Below are 15,051 nucleotides of genomic sequence, written 5' to 3'. Positions count from 1 at the left end.
CGGTTTTTAGAATCTTCCGATCAGGATACTCAGATGGTCGTCATTCGTCTTGCCCGTGGCGGTGCCAAGAAGCGCCCTTTCTACAACATCGTCGCAGCCGATTCGCGCAACCGTCGCGACGGCCGCTTCATCGAGCGCATCGGCTTTTACAACCCGGTTGCCTCCGGTGCGGAAAAAAATCTGGTAATCAACGCCGAACGTCTGACCTACTGGCAGCAAAACGGCGCTCAGCTCTCCGACACGGTCGCCCGCTTGGTCAAACAGGCCGCTGCCGCAGCCTGAACACGCCAGCACAACGCGCGTCATGATTGTCCTGGGGCGCATTGTGGCCCCCTTCGGCGTAAAAGGCTGGGTGAAAATTCATCCTTTCGGCGACGACCCACTATCTTGGCGCAAAATGCAACGCTGGTGGCTCGCCCCGGCCGACGATGCGCCCGATCCAAGCTGGCGAGCGGTAACGCTCAAAGGCTGCCGGATGCACGGCAAAGGGTTGATAGCAGCCTTTGCCGAAACCCCGGACCGCAACGCTGCCGAAGCGCTGGACGGCTGGTATATCGGGGCACCGCGCGACGCTTTGCCGCAGACCGCAGAAGATGAGTTCTACTGGCATGATCTGGTCGGGCTCGCGGTGGAAAACCAAGCCGGCGAGGCGCTGGGTGTTGTCTCCGGTCTGTTATCGACCGGCGTACATGACGTACTGCAAGTGGTCGATGGCGACTCAAAACGGTTGATCCCCTTCGTTGCCGCCTACGTACTGGATGTTGATCTGGCCAGCCGGCGTATCCGGGTGGTTTGGGAAAAAGATTGGTAGTGTAAAAGTGCAAGAGCGGAACGCGCCGGATGCTGGCATAACGGGTGTGCGCCGCTTCGATGTCGTGACGCTTTTTCCGGAGATGTTCGCCGCCCTGACCGGCAGCGGCATCACCCGGCGGGCGCTGGATCGCGGTCTCTACGAGATTGCTTTCCACAACCCGCGCGAATTTACCAGCGATGCGCATCGCACCGTAGACGACCGCCCTTACGGCGGCGGGCCGGGCATGGTCATGCTGGCCGAACCGCTGGAACGGGCAATCGACCAGGCTCAGCGGGCGCAGCGCGCCGCACTGGGATTGGCCGGACCGGTGATCTACCTGTCGCCTCAAGGGCACAAGCTGGATCATCGCAAGGTACTGGCATTGGCCGCGCAGCCCGCCCTGGTGCTGCTGTGCGGACGCTATGAAGGGGTCGACCAGCGCCTGCTGGACCGCTGCGTCGATGAAGAGATTTCGCTTGGCGACTTCGTTTTGTCGGGCGGTGAGCTGCCGGCAATGGTGTTGCTGGACGCAATCGTGCGCCAGTTGCCCGGCGCACTGAACGACGCGGATTCGGCCCGCGAAGACTCGTTCGCCGACGGGCTACTGGACTGCCCGCACTACACGCGGCCCGAAGTCTATCGGGACGAGGCGGTGCCGGCGGTGTTGCTGTCGGGCAACCACGCGGCAATCCGCCGCTGGCGGCTCAAGCAGTCGCTGGGCCGCACCCGGCTACTGCGCCCCGACCTGCTGGCCGGGCGGCAGTTGAGCAAGGAAGAATTGAACCTGCTCGAGGAATTCGAGCGGGAACAGGAAGGAACATCGGCCCGCCACACGGGCTGAATGTTCCGATGACAAACCGCATCGCACCAGGTCCGCCTGCTCTGCATGCAAGGCCACAGGCCATTGAAACGACAGGAGTCATAGATGAACCTGATTCAGCAGCTCGAACAGGAAGAAATCGCCCGCCTGACCGAAGGCAAGACCATTCCGGCATTCGCCCCGGGCGACACCGTAGAGGTACAAGTCAAGGTCAAGGAAGGCAACCGCGAACGCCTCCAGGCCTACGAAGGCGTGGTGATTGCCAAGCGCAACCGCGGTCTCAACTCCAGCTTCATCGTGCGCAAGATCTCCTCCGGCGAGGGCGTGGAACGGACCTTCCAGACCTACTCCCCGCTGGTGGCCAGCATCGAGGTCAAGCGTCGCGGTGATGTGCGTCGCGCCAAGCTGTACTACCTGCGCCAGCGTTCCGGCAAGTCCGCCCGGATCAAGGAAAAGCTCGACTACAAGGCTGTCGCAGCGAAGAAACAGCAAAAGCAACAAGCCTGACCGGTTTGACGGTTTAGCAAAGCGGAACGGACCCCACGGGGTCCGTTTTGCCATCTACGCGATGCTCAGCCCACACCTCTGAGCAATCCCAGGTTTTACCCAACCCAGGCAGCCGTGCGCCGGCTCAGCGTCGCTCCACCAGATACAGCAGCGCGCCGGCAGCCAGCAGAAAAAGCAGGCTTGGCGTAATCGCCGCCAACGCCGGCGGCCAAGCGTTGATGACCCCGAGATTGGAAAACAGACCGTTGAGCAGGTGAAAGCCCACGCCCAGCATGACCCCAAAGAAGACCTTGACGCTGACCGCAGCCTGCCGGTCGTGCATCAGAGCAAAGGGCAGTGCCAACGCCATCATCACCAACGCTGCCAGCGGATAGGTCAGCTTCTTCCATAAAGCGATCTCGTAGCGCTCGGCGCTTTGCCGGTTGTCCCGCAAATGACGGATATAAGCATAAAGCGCGTCCACCGACATGCGTTCCGGCGCCACCATCAACACGCTCAAAACTTCCGGGGTGAGCTCCGAGCGCCAGGCGATTTCCGGCAGTTCCACTACTTGCGTGCGATTGTCGGAAAACTGCGTCTGGCGCACACCAGTCAGCCGCCAGCTACCGTCCTGTGCGTCATAACGCCCGGCCTGTGCTTCGCTGATCGAAATCATCCTTGACTGGGCATCGAACTCAAAAATACGCACCTGCTCCATGCTGCGGTCGGGCAACAGGATGCGCACATTCACCACCCGCGGACCGTCCTTGACCCATAAACCCGAGCGCAAACGCTGCGACACGTTGGCCTGGGTGGCAATCAGCTTCCACTGCTGGGCGGCCCGCTCCGCCGGGGGGGCCAGGTATTCGCCAAACACGAAAGTGAGCGCGACAAACACCAGGCCGATCGCACCCAAAGTGCCCATCATGGCCGCGTTGGACAACCCGGAGGCGCGCATCACGGTGATTTCGGAATGCCGGGCCAAGGTGGTGAGCGCATACAGACTGCCGATCAACACCGCCACCGGCATCAGCTCATAGATCCGGCTCGGCACGGTCATCAGCACATAGATCAGAGCGTGGTGCAGTTCATAGCCCTGTTTGCCGATATCCTCGAGTTCGTTGACCACATCGAAAAACGCAAACAGCCCCAGAAACGCGGCCAACACCAGCGCAGTGGACAACAGAATCTCCCGCGCCAGATAGCGCTGCAACACCCGGCTCATGCGCGCCTCCGCCAAAAGGGCGAGACCGCCAGGCGTCGGTGAAACAACACTGCGATCAGCGCCGCCACCACCAGATGTGGCAACAAAAGCCCCAGCTCAAAAGACAGCCTTTCACGGCTCACCCATGCCTGGCACACCGAAATGGCATTGCTGTATGTGAGATAAGCCAGCAGCGCCACCATGAGGTTGCTGGTGCGCCCGGCGCGGGGATTGACAAACGACAGCGGAATGACAAGCAGCGCCAGCAACAGCGCGGCCAGCGGCGTACCCAGACGTCCGAGGAGCTCGCCCTGCTTACGCGCGTCCGGCTGCCCGACGAGTTCTGCAGTCGGCATCGCCCGCATCCGCACGCTTGTCGCCACAGCCGCACGCGGCTCGATCAGCACCGCATAGGTGTCGAATTCCAACACCCGATATTCGGCCGTCCCCGGGGTGCCTTCATAGCGTCGACCACGATCGAGCACCACGTAGCGATCGCCTGCCTCGTCCACCTGAATCCAACCTTCGGCCGCCACGATGACGCTCTGCCGGCCGCCTTCCTCACTGCTGACGAACACATTACGCACCCTGCCGTCAGCATTTGCGCCGGTTTCGACGAAAAACACACGCTGGGCCGTGGCCGACTCACGAAATACACCCGGCGCCACCCGGGAGCTGTCATCGCGGCTCTCCAAGCGGCCGCGATACTCGATACTCATGCGCTCGGCCCACGGCGCCAGAAACAACGTCGTGGCAGCCACCACAGCCACCAGCGGCAGCGCAAAGCGCAGCACCGGGGGCACCCACGCCGTCAGAGGCAGCCCAGAGGCAAACCACACCACCATCTCGGAGTCCTTGTAGGCCCGCGACAGCGACAGCAATACCGCAATGAACACCGCAAGCGACAGCACCACCGGCAGGCGGGCCAAGGCGCCAAAACCGATCAATGCCAGCACCGCGTCGGGCGGTACTTTACCGCCCGCGGCATCGCCCAACATGCGAATCAGCACCGTGGTCAGCAAAATCGCGAACAGCGCCACGAACACCGCGGCGGCCGAATGGGCAAATTCGCGCTGAAGCGCACTGCGGAAGATCATTGCGCGGGAATACTTGGGAGCAGGTTCCGGATGAGCGGAAAAGGCATCGCGCCGGGGTATTGCTTTTGACGGCTTTGGCACGCGCGGGCCATAATCGGCCACCCTGAGCACCTGATGCCCGCTTGAGGAATTGCCATGGAATTTACCATAAAGACGGCCTCTCCGGAAAAGCTCGCCACCGGCACCGTGGTGTTGGGCGTATTTCCCGGCGCCAAGCCGACCGGCCCGGCCGCGGCGCTAGACAAAGCCAGCCAAGGCAAGCTTGCCACCATACTCAAACGCGGCGACCTGGAAGACAAGGCCGGCTCTCAGCTGCTGCTGCATGATTTGCCGGGCACCGCCTGCGAGCGTGTGCTGCTGGTCAGCCTGGGCAAACAGGACGATTTCGGCGACAAACCGTGGCGCGACGCGGTCTGTTCGGCCGCCAAAGCACTGGCGGGCAGCCCCGCGCGCGATGCCGCGGTCTTTCTTGCCGACATCGAGCTGCCCGGGCGCGATCTGGCCTGGCGGCTGCAGCAGGCCAGCCGTTTGCTGGCTGACGGAGCCTATCGCTACGACCCGCCAAGGGCCGCCGCAGGCAAGCCTGCGAAGGAACGCGGGGCGCAGCGGATCACACTGGCGATCAGCGACAAGGTCAATGCCGAACTCGAATCCGCGCTGCGGCGCGGACAGGCCATCGCCGAAGGCATGGCGCTGGCGCGTAATCTGGGCAACATGCCGGCCAACGTTTGCACCCCCACCTATCTGGCCGAAACCGCCCAGGCGCTGGGCAAACAATTCAAGTTCAAAGTCGAAGTCCTCGAGCGCGCCGACATGGAAAAGCTCGGCATGGGAGCCCTGCTGGCGGTGGCCCGCGGCTCGCACCAGCCTCCGCGCTTCATTGTCATGCACTACAAGGGCGGACGAGCCAAAGACAAGCCGGTAGTGCTGGTGGGCAAAGGCATCACCTTCGACACCGGCGGCATCTCGCTCAAACCTGCCGCCGAAATGGACGAAATGAAATTCGACATGTGCGGCGCGGCCAGCGTGCTGGGCACCTTCAAGGCACTGGCGCGCATGGCGCTGCCGATCAACGTGGTCGGCCTGATCCCGACTACCGAAAACATGCCCGGCGGCGGCGCCACCAAACCCGGCGACGTGGTCACCTCGATGTCCGGGCAAACCATCGAAATCCTCAACACCGACGCCGAAGGCCGCCTGATTCTGTGCGATGCGCTCACCTACGCCGAGCGCTTCAAGCCGGCTTGCGTGATCGACATTGCCACACTGACCGGCGCCTGCGTGATTGCATTGGGCAAAATCCCCAGCGGCCTCTTGGCCAACGACGACGAACTGGCCGCCGAGCTGCTGGCGCGCGGTCAAGACGCCGGCGACCGCGCCTGGCAACTGCCGCTATGGGACGAGTACCAGGATTTGCTCAAAAGCAACTTTGCCGACATGGCCAACATCGGCGGACGGTATGCCGGCACCATTACCGCGGCCTGCTTTCTGTCGCGCTTTACCAAAGCGTACAAATGGGCGCATCTGGACATCGCCGGCACCGCTTGGGTTTCGGGCGAAGCCAAAGGCGCCACCGGTCGCCCGGTGCCGCTGCTGACCGAATTCCTGATTCAGCGCGCCGCGGGAGCCTGAACCCTTGCCACAGGTGCAGTTCTACCACGACAGCCCGGACCGGATCGCGCTCGCCTGCGAGCTGACGGCGCGCGCTTACGCCCGCGGGCGGCGGGTGGCGCTGCGCGCCGCCGACCACGCACATGCTCAGCGAATCGACCAGGCGCTGTGGCGGTTCGAGCCGGCGGCATTCGTGCCGCACGTCATGCAGGATGCCCCTCTGGCCGGTGAAACCCCGGTGCTCATCAATCATGGGCTGGCGCCGGTACCCCGCTCCCATCAGGATATCCTGATCAACCTGAGCGACGAGCTGCCGCCCGAATTCCAGTCTTACCGTGTGGTGGTAGAGATCATCGGTCAGAGCGAAGCCGACAAGGCGCCGGGGCGTTTGCGCTACAAGCATTACAAGGCGCTTGACCTGCCCATCAAGTTATTTGACGCGTTACGCCGGGAGGCGCTGTGAGCCGCTGGCCGCCCGATCCCGCTCCATTGCATGACGCCGACCTGGAAGCGGCCGACCGACTGCTGGACCAGGCCAACGCATTGCTTCGCCGACATCGTGACGCCGAGCCGGCTGCTACGACCGTAGCCCCCCAAGACAGCGACGAGCTGCCCATCCTGACCGATGTGGTGGATGAATCCGACCCGGAACTGTCCCGGCTGGTCGCTCAAGCCAATACGGCCGCAAGCGCCCAAGACACCGCCCTGTCCGGCCAGCTACCCGCCGACACACTGACCGAGCGCTTGATTCGCCTGGACACGGAGCTGAGTCGGGAAATCGAAGCCTGGGTCAGCAAGGAGTTTCCGCAGATTCTGGCCGGCGAGCTCGAGCGTCTCACCGAACGCATGCAGACGGAAATGATTGCCCACCTGCGCGCGGTGCTGCTGCCGGAACTCTCTCAGCGCATCAGCCGTCTGCTCGACCGCGAGCAAGACCCCACCGACCGCGGACGCACGCCCTGAGCGCCGCGGCTGGCCGCCCATCGCAGCCGGCGGCCCGAATCCGCGGAGAGCGCCGGAAGCGGCCCTGCCCATCCGCTATAATTATTGTTTTGCCTTCTTGCGCGTAAAAAACACCATGGAACTGGCCAAAAGCTTCGAGCCTGCCGACATTGAACGTCGCTGGTATCCCGAGTGGGAGTCCCGCGGTTATTTCGACGCCGGCCTCGACCCGTCCAACCCCAACGCATTCTGTATCCTGCTGCCGCCGCCCAACGTTACCGGCACGCTTCACATGGGGCACGGCTTCAACCAGACCATCATGGATGCGCTCACCCGCTATCACCGCATGCGGGGATTCAACACGCTATGGCAACCGGGCACCGACCATGCCGGCATCGCCACCCAGATCGTGGTCGAACGCCAATTGGATGCCCAAGGCATCAGCCGTCACGACCTGGGCCGCGAAAAATTCCTCGAAAAAGTCTGGGAATGGAAAGCGTATTCCGGCGGCACCATCACCGGCCAGATGCGCCGCTTGGGCACCAGCCCGGACTGGAAGCGGGAACGCTTCACGATGGACGAGGGCTTGTCCAGAATCGTCACCGAAACCTTCGTGCGGCTGTACAACGAAGGGCTGATCTATCGCGGCAAACGGCTGGTCAACTGGGACCCGAAGCTCGGCACCGCGGTATCCGACCTCGAAGTGGTGTCCGAGGAAGAAGACGGTCATCTGTGGCACATTCTTTATCCGTTCAGCGACGGGCCAATCGGCGGCCTGCAGGGCTTGACCGTCGCCACCACCCGGCCCGAGACCATGTTGGGCGACGTCGCGGTGATGGTGCATCCGGAAGACGAACGCTATGCGCACCTGATCGGCAAGACCGTGCGGCTGCCGATCGTTGGCCGCGACATTCCGATCATCGCCGACGAGTATGTGGACCGCGAGTTCGGCACTGGCTGCGTCAAAGTCACGCCCGCCCATGACTTCAACGACTACGCGGTCGGCCAGCGTCACAAGCTGGACATGATCGTGATCTTGAAGCTCGACGGCACCGTGCCGGCCCAGGCCGAGACCTACGACAGCCAGGGCCGTGCCAAGGCCGCCCAGCCGCTGCCAGTCGATCTGGTCGGACTGGACCGGTTCGACGCGCGCAAGGCGGTGGTCGCCAAGCTCGAAGCCGCCGGGGTGCTGGTGCAAGTCAAGCCGCACAAACTGCAGGTGCCGCGCGGCGACCGCACCAACGTGGTCATCGAGCCGATGCTCACCGACCAATGGTTTGTGGCCATGAGCAAACCCGGCGCGGACGGCAAGTCGATCACCCAGAAAGCGCTCGAATGCGTCGCCTCCGGCGAGATCAAGTTCTACCCCGAGAACTGGGTCAACACCTACAACCAGTGGCTCAACAACATCCAGGACTGGTGCATCTCGCGTCAGCTATGGTGGGGCCACCGGATCCCGGCCTGGTACGATGCGCTCGAAAACGTCTATGTCGCCACCGACGAGACCGAGGCCGAGGCGCAGTTCGCGGTAAAGCTCGCCGAGCTCGAAGACCAGGCCCATCACGCCGAGCAGCAAGGGCACGCCGACCAAGCTAGCACCATCCGTATGCTGGCCAACGACCTGCGCGCCAAGGGTCTGCGCCGTGACGAGGACGTGCTCGACACCTGGTACTCGTCCGCGCTGTGGCCGTTCTCCACGCTGGACTGGACGCCGGAGTGGCCGGCCAAATCCAACCCCGCGCTCGACCTGTATCTGCCCTCCACGGTACTGGTCACCGGGTTTGACATCATCTTCTTCTGGGTCGCCCGCATGGTGATGATGACCAAGCACATCACCGGCAAAATCCCCTTCAAGCACGTCTATGTGCACGGCCTGATCCGCGACGCGGAAGGCCAGAAAATGAGCAAGTCCAAGGGCAATGTGCTCGATCCGATCGATCTGATCGATGGCATTTCGCTCGATGAGCTGATCAAAAAGCGCACCTTTGGGCTGATGAACCCCAAACAGGCGCAAAGCATCGAGAAAAAGACCCGCAAAGAATTCCCGCAAGGCATACCCGCCTTCGGTGCCGACGCGCTGCGCTTTACCTTCGCCTCGCTGGCCAGCCCTGGGCGCGACATCAAATTCGACCTGGCGCGCTGCGAAGGTTACCGCAACTTCTGCAACAAGCTGTGGAATGCCACCCGCTTCGTGCTGATGAACTGCGAAGGCCAGGACTGCGGTATCGATACGGACGACTCCGGGCTGACACTGAGCTTTGCAGACCGATGGGTGATTTCCCGGCTACAACGCACCGAAGCGGAAGTAGCCGAACACTTTGCCGGCTACCGCTTCGATCTGGTCGCCAAGGCGGTCTATGAGTTCATCTGGGACGAGTACTGCGACTGGTATCTGGAAATGGCCAAGATCCAGCTCCAGTCCGGCAACGCCGCTCAGCAGCGCGCCACCCGTCGCACCCTGCTGCGCGTGCTGGAGACCGTGCTGCGCCTGGCGCATCCGCTGATCCCCTTCATCACCGAGGAGCTGTGGCAGACCGTCGCCCCGCTGGCCGGCCGCAAGGACACCGACAGCCTGATGCTGGCGCGCTACCCGGAGGCCGACTCCTCTCGCATCGACCCAGCCGCCGAAGCCCAGGTCGCCGAACTCAAACAGTTGGTGCACGCCTGCCGCAACCTGCGCGGCGAAATGGGAATTTCCCCGGCCCAGCGCCTGCCGTTGCTCGCCGCCGGTCAAAGCGCTTTGCTACAAACCTTTGTGCCTTACTTGGCGGGGCTGGCCAAGCTCTCCGAGGTTGAGCTGGTCGCCGACATGCCGGCCGACGCGCTTGCGCCGGTCGCCGTAGTCGGACACACCCGTCTGATGCTCAAGGTAGACATCGACATCGCCGCCGAGCGCGAGCGTCTGAGCAAAGAAATCGCCCGTCTGGAAGCCGAAATTGCCAAGGCGGAAGGCAAGCTAGGCAACCCCAGTTTCGTCGAGCGCGCGCCCGCCGCGGTGGTCGCCCAGGAACGCGAGCGCCTGGCCGCTTTCACTGCCACCCTGGCCCAGCTCAAGCCACAGCTCGACAAACTCGCCGGACGCTGACGCCGCCGGACGCAAAAATCCACACTGCGCGCGCCTGCTACGCATAGGCAGCAGGCGCAGGCTTCCTCGACGCGCGGTTTGGCCAGTGCGCCTTACCAGGCCGGACGGTCCGTTCCCGGCGGCACCGACGGTCGCGCATAGCCGGCAGGCGTGCGTGCGAGCTGCGCACTGGGGCGTACGGCGCGCAGCAGACCAAAGCCGGACATCTCGTCGGTGAGCCACGGCGTCAAGTCCGGCCTGTCGATCTGCAATCCGTCCGTGACGCGGCCCAGGCCGCGCAACCAATGTCCGGTTTGCGCCAGCGATACCTGTACCAGCCAACTGCCCCCTTCGCACCACTGTCGCCACAACGCGGCGGCAGCGCCAAACGCCATCAGAAAGCCGCTGGCCTGGTCAAGAATCTGCATCGGCAGCGGGCGCGGCACACCGTCGCCCGCAGCGTCCCCTTCAGCGTGGTTGAAGCCCATCGCGGTCTGTACCAGCGAATCGAAACCTCGCCACCCGGCCCATGGCCCTTGGGTGCCGTAGGCCGTCAAGGACACCACCACAATACCAGGCCGGCGCGCGGCCAGGGCTTCGGCAGACACGCCCAACGCGGCCAACGCACCGGGCCGGTAGGCCTGCGAAAACACATGGGCGCTTTCCACCAGCCGCCACAATGTTTCGCGTCCACGCTTGCTGCAAAGATCGATGTGCACCGAACGCTTGCCGCGACTGGTCTCCGCGATGGCGGCAATGTTGGGGAGATTCGGTGAATTGACCAGCATGACCTCTGCGCCGAACGCGGCCAGCGCCCGCCAACCGGACCGGCCAGAATACGAGTCAGATCGAGCACACGTGCGCCGGAAAGCGGCCGTTGGCCGGCCGCCAGCGGCGGCAGAGGGCGCGGCGGTGCATCGCCAATCCGGGTGATGGTCATCGGTGGCTGCGCCGCCACCGCTTGGCCCTGGGGCGTGGCATCCCACTCGGCAAAGCTGCGCAGCGCCGCGGCCACCAATCCATGCTCGGCCGCAGCCTGCTCGAACGCCAACGCCAACCAGCCCAACAGGGCCCGCTCCACGTCGGCGCGCGTGGCCGTTGCCGGATCCAGGCCCAGCAGGCGCAGCGCACCATCGCGGTGATGCTGGAAGTTGGTGTGCACACGCACATGACCATCGGCACAACGGTACAGACCGGCAAACGGGTCCCAAAGCGCCGGCTCCTTGCCGTCGAGCGTAAACCAGCCGGTGCATTCGGCGGCGGCGTGGGCCATGTCGACAGCGACACGCTGGCGCAGCCCCCCGCGCGCATGACCCAGTTCGCAAGCGGCGAGCGCGGCCGCGGCAATACTCACTTGCGCAGCGGTGCCGACCGCGAACGACGAAGGAAACACCGGATCGCGGCCGGTCAACACAACCTCGGCCAAGGCCGGCGGCGGCAGCTCGGCCAGCGACCATAATGCGGTCAGCGCATCGTACGGACTCATGGCTTGGGCTCCAAGGGGAAAACCAATAACGGAAGCAGCCCCCCATCGCACCGCCCGTTGAGCACATCTGTGCACAAGCGGATCGTTTGTCGTTGGCAGCGCAAGGCGACGATGCCCAAGCCGGCTACGGCTCAGCTCGTCGGCCTGGACAGCGCCAAACGCACACCAAAACCGATCAGCGCTGCGCCGGTCATCGCATCGAGCGCGCGCGTCACCGCAGGCTGCCGCAGCCAGCGTGCCAGCGGCCGGGTGGCGAGCACCAGGGCGGCAAACCAGATCAGCCCCATCACGGCATGAATGCAGGCCAATAGCACACTGAAGCCGATCACCGGCACGTCGGCGGGAACGAATTGTGGCAACAGGCTCACATAAAACACCCCAACCTTGGGGTTGAGCAAATTGGTCAGCAGACCGCGCAGGAACCAGCGCCCATCATGCCGCGCTGACGTGTCATGCTGCGGTGGCGTCGGCGTCGCCTGGAGCGCGCTCCAGAGCAGCCGCCCACCGAGCCAGACCAGATACGCCGCGCCGGCAAACTGCAGCACCGTATAGGCCTGTCGGGATACCGCGAGCACCGCGCCAAGCCCGAGCGCCGCCAACAGCCCCCAAACCAGCACCCCGGTCACGATGCCTGCCCCTGCACGCATCGCCTTACGTGCGCCTTCCACCGCGGCGGTACGCAGGACCAGTGCGGTATCCAGACCCGGAGTCAAGGTCAGTAACAAGGCCGTCAAGGTAAAACCCAAAATCGCAGTCGATACAGTCAATTAGGCACTCCGATAGTTCAAAAACACAAACCCGATCAAGCGGTCCGTGACAACTCAGCCTGCCGCTTTGACACCGGCCTAATCATGAAAAGCCGGTGCTCGGCGATGCCGCGACCCGGACCCGAAGCCCGGCGCCGAAAGCCTGCAGCAGATGCCAGCCGGTTTCCCAGGCACCCACCGCACTGACCACATTGATGTGTCCATATGCGCCGACTTCCACACATCCGGCCGCCCATCCCATGGCCATACGCCGAGCGTACGCCATTGAACCATAAGGATCGTCAAGACTAGCCACCACCAGTGCGGGGAAGGGCAGTGGCATCGCCAAAGGCCGCGCAAACTCGCGCGCCGCGCTCGGAAACGCCGGCGCCTCGGGGTCGGGTACGGCAACCAGAAACGCCCCGCGGACCCGGGCGATCCGATTATCACGATCAGGGTTGCGCGCAGGCGGTAGCGCCCAGTGCGCAACCAATAGGCAAGCAAGGCTGTGCGCCACCAGCACAACCGGCGCGGTATCCTCATCGATGGCCGCATCGAGCGCAGCCAGCCAATCGTCCAGCTGCGGCCGATCCCAATCGGCAGGCTGAAATCCGCGGCCGTTTTGCTGAGGCGAAGCCCACAGCGTCTGCCAGTGCTCCGGCCCGGAGTTGCCGATACCCGGCAACATCAAAAGGCGAACCGGCGTCATCGTAAGACTGTCCTCAAGAACGCTAGCCATGGCGCACACCGCGCTTGGGAAGGTGATATGTGCCAGTGTAAATCCAATATCCGGCCGGCAGACGTGAGCATATTTCAGCCGATGTTGAAATTTGATCCACAGCTCGATAGGCGCAGCCGCATCGATTTGAGGTCTAATGTATGACCGACAATCGCCGCCAGGCGGGCAAATCTCCCATGCGCATCCTTGCTCCGTTGAATGCCCTGCGCACTTTCGAGGCAGTGGCACGCCATCTTTCGATCAAGGACGCGGCCCAAGAGCTGGCGGTCACGCCCTCGGCAGTCAGTCACCAATTGCGCACACTGGAAGACATACTCGGAGTCGAACTGTTACGCCGCAGTGGCAGCCGGCTGGAACTGACCGACGCCGGCCGCCGCCTGGCGCCAAGCCTTGGCGATGGCTTTGCCGCATCGCCGAGGCGGTGAGCCGCTTGCGCCGAACGCGGCACGATGGACCGCTGCGGGTCAATATGTTGCCAACGTTCGCAAACAACTGGCTGTCACCTCGGTTGATCGAGTATCCCTTTGCGCGGAGAGGTTTTTCGTTGGAGATCTCGACCTCGCAAGAGCAGGCGAATCTGGCCGCCAGCGTGGCCGATGCCGGCATCTGGTATGGTGATGGTCAGTGGGACGGCTTGCAGGCCGATCTGCTGTTTCAGGCCACCATCGATCTCTACGCGCGTCCAGGCTTTGCCAGTGGTTCACGCCACCAACGTCTCCAACGGGTGGCCAGTGCCAATTTTTTTTGTTTCGCGGCATTGCCTGACCTGGCAACGCTGGCTGAACACTTTACCGGACGGACCGTTCCAACCGGCCATGTTGACCCGCGTGGATTCGGGCGGTCTGACGATGCAAGCGGCCGCCGACGGGGCGGGGGTGTCGATTGCGGTGTGCGAATTGGCCGCGAGCGCGGTCCAATGCGGGCGCCTGACTTCGGTGTTCGACCATCCGGTGCCCGCCGGTCTGGGTTTCTGGCTCGTCTATCCACCCGCGCTGTGCGACGATCCGCGGCTCGACAACTTGCGTACCTGGCTGCTGGAGCAATGCCACGTGAAACGCACGACACGACTTCACCAGCCGCGAACGGCATAAACACTCACCCTCTCGATGGCCGCAAGGCGGGCCCAAGTGCCCCGACAGCGGCACACAGCCCATACAAACGCACAAAATGACAACAAAACCGATGTCTTCCGAATTCATTCGCTGCATCTTGCAGCCGGACGGCTACGCTGAATTGATCATCGACCGGCCCGACGCCCGTAACGCTTTGTGCCGCTCACTAACCGATTCGATGACCGCGCACCTGAACCGTCTGGCGGCCGATGCCGCGGTGCGGGCGGCACCCAACGCCTGCCGCGCCTGGTGGGCATGGCCAAGGCTCTGGATCTGCTGTTGAGCGGACGCCGCATGAGTGCGCAGGAGGCCGAGCGCAGTGGACTGGTGTCGCGTGTTCTGCCTGCCGAATGCCTGCTCGAAGAAGGCCGCCGGCTGGCCGCCGATCTGGCCTCACTGCCCGGCGAAGTGCTGGTCCTGATCAAACAGTGTGCACGGGCCAGCGCCAGTTTGCCGCTGGAAGAAGGTCTGCGCCGTGAGCGCACCGCCTTCCACCAAACCCTTGCGTTACCCGACCGTGAGGAAAGAATCCGGGCATTTGTGGACAAACGGGCACCGCGTGATCGCCAGCGCTGAATACAGCGGGCAATGCCCCCACCGAGCGCTGCCACAGCCCGCGATCGGAAAGGGACCGCAGCCCTTGGCTAGCCGTTTGTTTATTTACGTTTGATAAAAAACTCAAACGCTTTGTCCGGGGTTTCCGACTGACGCAGCAATTCGTTGCCGGTCTGCTTGGTAAATGCCTGAAAATCCTTCACCGCCCCCGGATCGGTGGCCATCACCCGCAACACCTGACCCGGCAGCATCTCGGCCAGCGCCTTTTTTGCGCGCAGGATGGGTAGCGGGCAGTTGAGCCCTCGTGCGTCGACGTCTTTGTCAAAGTGCATTCTATTGTCCTTGCTGAGAAGCAATCGGCGCTTGCATTTTAATGGCCTCCAACGCAAGGCAGAA

General features: G+C 63.5%; 18 protein-coding genes and 1 pseudogene. 13 read left to right on the top strand and 6 right to left on the bottom strand.

Features of this window, described 5'->3' with window-relative positions:
• The first annotated feature begins 33 nt into the window (after positions 1-33).
• From rpsP to rplS, 4 genes are all read left to right on the top strand, one after another.
• The gene (gene rpsP / locus DIE29_RS06290; protein ID WP_102041887.1) at positions 34-282 is read left to right on the top strand and encodes a 30S ribosomal protein S16; all 249 of its coding nucleotides are present in this window, start codon (positions 34-36) and stop codon (positions 280-282) included.
• Positions 283-304: 22 nt separating this feature from the next.
• The gene (rimM, locus tag DIE29_RS06285; protein WP_108080212.1) at positions 305-811 is read left to right on the top strand and encodes a ribosome maturation factor RimM; all 507 of its coding nucleotides are present in this window, start codon (positions 305-307) and stop codon (positions 809-811) included.
• A gap of 82 nt (positions 812-893) precedes the next feature.
• Positions 894-1,634: a tRNA (guanosine(37)-N1)-methyltransferase TrmD gene (trmD, locus tag DIE29_RS06280; RefSeq protein WP_237269546.1), complete on the top strand. Its 741-nt coding sequence runs from the start codon at positions 894-896 to the stop codon at positions 1,632-1,634.
• Between the two features lie 84 nt (positions 1,635-1,718).
• Complete coding sequence (rplS, locus tag DIE29_RS06275) at positions 1,719-2,120, top strand: 50S ribosomal protein L19 (RefSeq protein WP_102041890.1); 402 nt, start codon at positions 1,719-1,721, stop codon at positions 2,118-2,120.
• A 124-nt stretch (positions 2,121-2,244) separates the two neighbouring features.
• On the opposite strand, the gene lptG is transcribed toward rplS, so the two are convergent.
• Both lptG and lptF read right to left on the bottom strand, forming a co-directional pair.
• Complete coding sequence (gene lptG, locus DIE29_RS06270; protein ID WP_114649481.1) at positions 2,245-3,324, bottom strand: LPS export ABC transporter permease LptG; 1,080 nt, start codon at positions 3,322-3,324, stop codon at positions 2,245-2,247.
• Positions 3,321-4,400, bottom strand: a complete 1,080-nt coding sequence (gene lptF / locus DIE29_RS06265; protein ID WP_114649480.1) for an LPS export ABC transporter permease LptF — start codon at positions 4,398-4,400, stop codon at positions 3,321-3,323. Before lptF ends, lptG begins: the two co-directional genes overlap by 4 nt.
• Before the next feature lie 135 nt (positions 4,401-4,535).
• On the opposite strand from lptF, the gene DIE29_RS06260 reads away from it, so the two are divergent.
• The 4 genes from DIE29_RS06260 (at position 4,536) to DIE29_RS06245 (ending at position 10,038) form a co-directional block, all read left to right on the top strand.
• A complete protein-coding gene (locus DIE29_RS06260) occupies positions 4,536-6,032 on the top strand; it encodes a leucyl aminopeptidase (RefSeq protein WP_108080215.1) in 1,497 nt (498 codons plus the stop codon).
• Between the two features lie 13 nt (positions 6,033-6,045).
• The gene (locus tag DIE29_RS06255; protein WP_335740057.1) at positions 6,046-6,474 is read left to right on the top strand and encodes a DNA polymerase III subunit chi; all 429 of its coding nucleotides are present in this window, start codon (positions 6,046-6,048) and stop codon (positions 6,472-6,474) included.
• Complete coding sequence (locus DIE29_RS06250) at positions 6,471-6,974, top strand: hypothetical protein (RefSeq protein WP_237269525.1); 504 nt, start codon at positions 6,471-6,473, stop codon at positions 6,972-6,974. Before DIE29_RS06255 ends, DIE29_RS06250 begins: the two co-directional genes overlap by 4 nt.
• Before the next feature lie 115 nt (positions 6,975-7,089).
• Complete coding sequence (locus tag DIE29_RS06245; RefSeq protein WP_114649479.1) at positions 7,090-10,038, top strand: valine--tRNA ligase; 2,949 nt, start codon at positions 7,090-7,092, stop codon at positions 10,036-10,038.
• Between the two features lie 92 nt (positions 10,039-10,130).
• On the opposite strand, the gene DIE29_RS14710 is transcribed toward DIE29_RS06245, so the two are convergent.
• Positions 10,131-10,805: a CoA transferase gene (locus tag DIE29_RS14710; RefSeq protein WP_237269524.1), complete on the bottom strand. Its 675-nt coding sequence runs from the start codon at positions 10,803-10,805 to the stop codon at positions 10,131-10,133.
• A gap of 233 nt (positions 10,806-11,038) precedes the next feature.
• Between DIE29_RS14710 and DIE29_RS14705 the strand changes: the two genes are divergently transcribed.
• Positions 11,039-11,476, top strand: a complete 438-nt coding sequence (locus tag DIE29_RS14705) for a hypothetical protein (protein ID WP_205409793.1) — start codon at positions 11,039-11,041, stop codon at positions 11,474-11,476.
• A gap of 158 nt (positions 11,477-11,634) precedes the next feature.
• Here the strand turns inward: DIE29_RS14705 and DIE29_RS06235 are convergent, their stop codons facing one another.
• Entirely contained in the window at positions 11,635-12,270 is a 636-nt protein-coding gene (locus DIE29_RS06235) for a LysE family translocator (protein WP_114649478.1), read from the bottom strand.
• Between the two features lie 82 nt (positions 12,271-12,352).
• Positions 12,353-12,958 (bottom strand): RBBP9/YdeN family alpha/beta hydrolase, encoded by a 606-nt coding sequence (locus DIE29_RS06230; RefSeq protein ID WP_114649477.1) that lies wholly within the window; start codon positions 12,956-12,958, stop codon positions 12,353-12,355.
• Positions 12,959-13,128: 170 nt separating this feature from the next.
• On the opposite strand from DIE29_RS06230, the gene DIE29_RS14700 reads away from it, so the two are divergent.
• The 4 genes and pseudogenes from DIE29_RS14700 to DIE29_RS06220 all read left to right on the top strand — a co-directional run bounded on the left by DIE29_RS14700 (position 13,129) and on the right by DIE29_RS06220 (position 14,676).
• Positions 13,129-13,413, top strand: coding sequence for a LysR family transcriptional regulator (locus tag DIE29_RS14700; protein WP_237269523.1), 285 nt, complete (start codon positions 13,129-13,131; stop codon positions 13,411-13,413).
• A gap of 44 nt (positions 13,414-13,457) precedes the next feature.
• Positions 13,458-14,079 (top strand): annotated as a pseudogene (locus DIE29_RS14985) (LysR substrate-binding domain-containing protein).
• A 91-nt stretch (positions 14,080-14,170) separates the two neighbouring features.
• On the top strand, positions 14,171-14,383 hold the full coding sequence (locus DIE29_RS14805) for a hypothetical protein (RefSeq protein WP_237269522.1): 213 nt from the start codon (positions 14,171-14,173) through the stop codon (positions 14,381-14,383).
• Entirely contained in the window at positions 14,350-14,676 is a 327-nt protein-coding gene (locus tag DIE29_RS06220) for an enoyl-CoA hydratase-related protein (RefSeq protein ID WP_237269521.1), read from the top strand. The genes DIE29_RS14805 and DIE29_RS06220 overlap by 34 nt, the downstream gene beginning before the upstream one ends.
• A gap of 80 nt (positions 14,677-14,756) precedes the next feature.
• Here the strand turns inward: DIE29_RS06220 and DIE29_RS06215 are convergent, their stop codons facing one another.
• Complete coding sequence (locus DIE29_RS06215) at positions 14,757-14,987, bottom strand: sulfurtransferase TusA family protein (RefSeq protein WP_108080221.1); 231 nt, start codon at positions 14,985-14,987, stop codon at positions 14,757-14,759.
• Positions 14,988-15,051 lie beyond the last annotated feature (64 nt).

This window comes from Pseudothauera hydrothermalis, assembly GCF_003345255.1.
Lineage (GTDB): Bacteria > Pseudomonadota > Gammaproteobacteria > Burkholderiales > Rhodocyclaceae > Pseudothauera > Pseudothauera hydrothermalis.
This window is presented reverse-complemented; position numbering and strand designations above follow the sequence as displayed.

What these genes read in the sequence shown, in the direction of transcription:
- rpsP (WP_102041887.1), top strand. Translation starts at nt 34, where the DNA reads ATGGTCGTCATTCGTCTTGCCCGTGGCGGTGCCAAGAAGCGCCCTTTC.
- rimM (WP_108080212.1), top strand. Translation starts at nt 305, where the DNA reads ATGATTGTCCTGGGGCGCATTGTGGCCCCCTTCGGCGTAAAAGGCTGG.
- trmD (WP_237269546.1), top strand. Translation starts at nt 894, where the DNA reads ATGTTCGCCGCCCTGACCGGCAGCGGCATCACCCGGCGGGCGCTGGAT.
- rplS (WP_102041890.1), top strand. Translation starts at nt 1,719, where the DNA reads ATGAACCTGATTCAGCAGCTCGAACAGGAAGAAATCGCCCGCCTGACC.
- lptG (WP_114649481.1), bottom strand. Translation starts at nt 3,324, where the DNA reads ATGAGCCGGGTGTTGCAGCGCTATCTGGCGCGGGAGATTCTGTTGTCC.
- lptF (WP_114649480.1), bottom strand. Translation starts at nt 4,400, where the DNA reads ATGATCTTCCGCAGTGCGCTTCAGCGCGAATTTGCCCATTCGGCCGCC.
- DIE29_RS06260 (WP_108080215.1), top strand. Translation starts at nt 4,536, where the DNA reads ATGGAATTTACCATAAAGACGGCCTCTCCGGAAAAGCTCGCCACCGGC.
- DIE29_RS06245 (WP_114649479.1), top strand. Translation starts at nt 7,090, where the DNA reads ATGGAACTGGCCAAAAGCTTCGAGCCTGCCGACATTGAACGTCGCTGG.
- DIE29_RS14710 (WP_237269524.1), bottom strand. Translation starts at nt 10,805, where the DNA reads ATGCTGGTCAATTCACCGAATCTCCCCAACATTGCCGCCATCGCGGAG.
- DIE29_RS14705 (WP_205409793.1), top strand. Translation starts at nt 11,039, where the DNA reads ATGCTCGGCCGCAGCCTGCTCGAACGCCAACGCCAACCAGCCCAACAG.
- DIE29_RS06230 (WP_114649477.1), bottom strand. Translation starts at nt 12,958, where the DNA reads ATGACGCCGGTTCGCCTTTTGATGTTGCCGGGTATCGGCAACTCCGGG.
- DIE29_RS14700 (WP_237269523.1), top strand. Translation starts at nt 13,129, where the DNA reads ATGACCGACAATCGCCGCCAGGCGGGCAAATCTCCCATGCGCATCCTT.
- DIE29_RS14805 (WP_237269522.1), top strand. Translation starts at nt 14,171, where the DNA reads ATGTCTTCCGAATTCATTCGCTGCATCTTGCAGCCGGACGGCTACGCT.
- DIE29_RS06215 (WP_108080221.1), bottom strand. Translation starts at nt 14,987, where the DNA reads ATGCACTTTGACAAAGACGTCGACGCACGAGGGCTCAACTGCCCGCTA.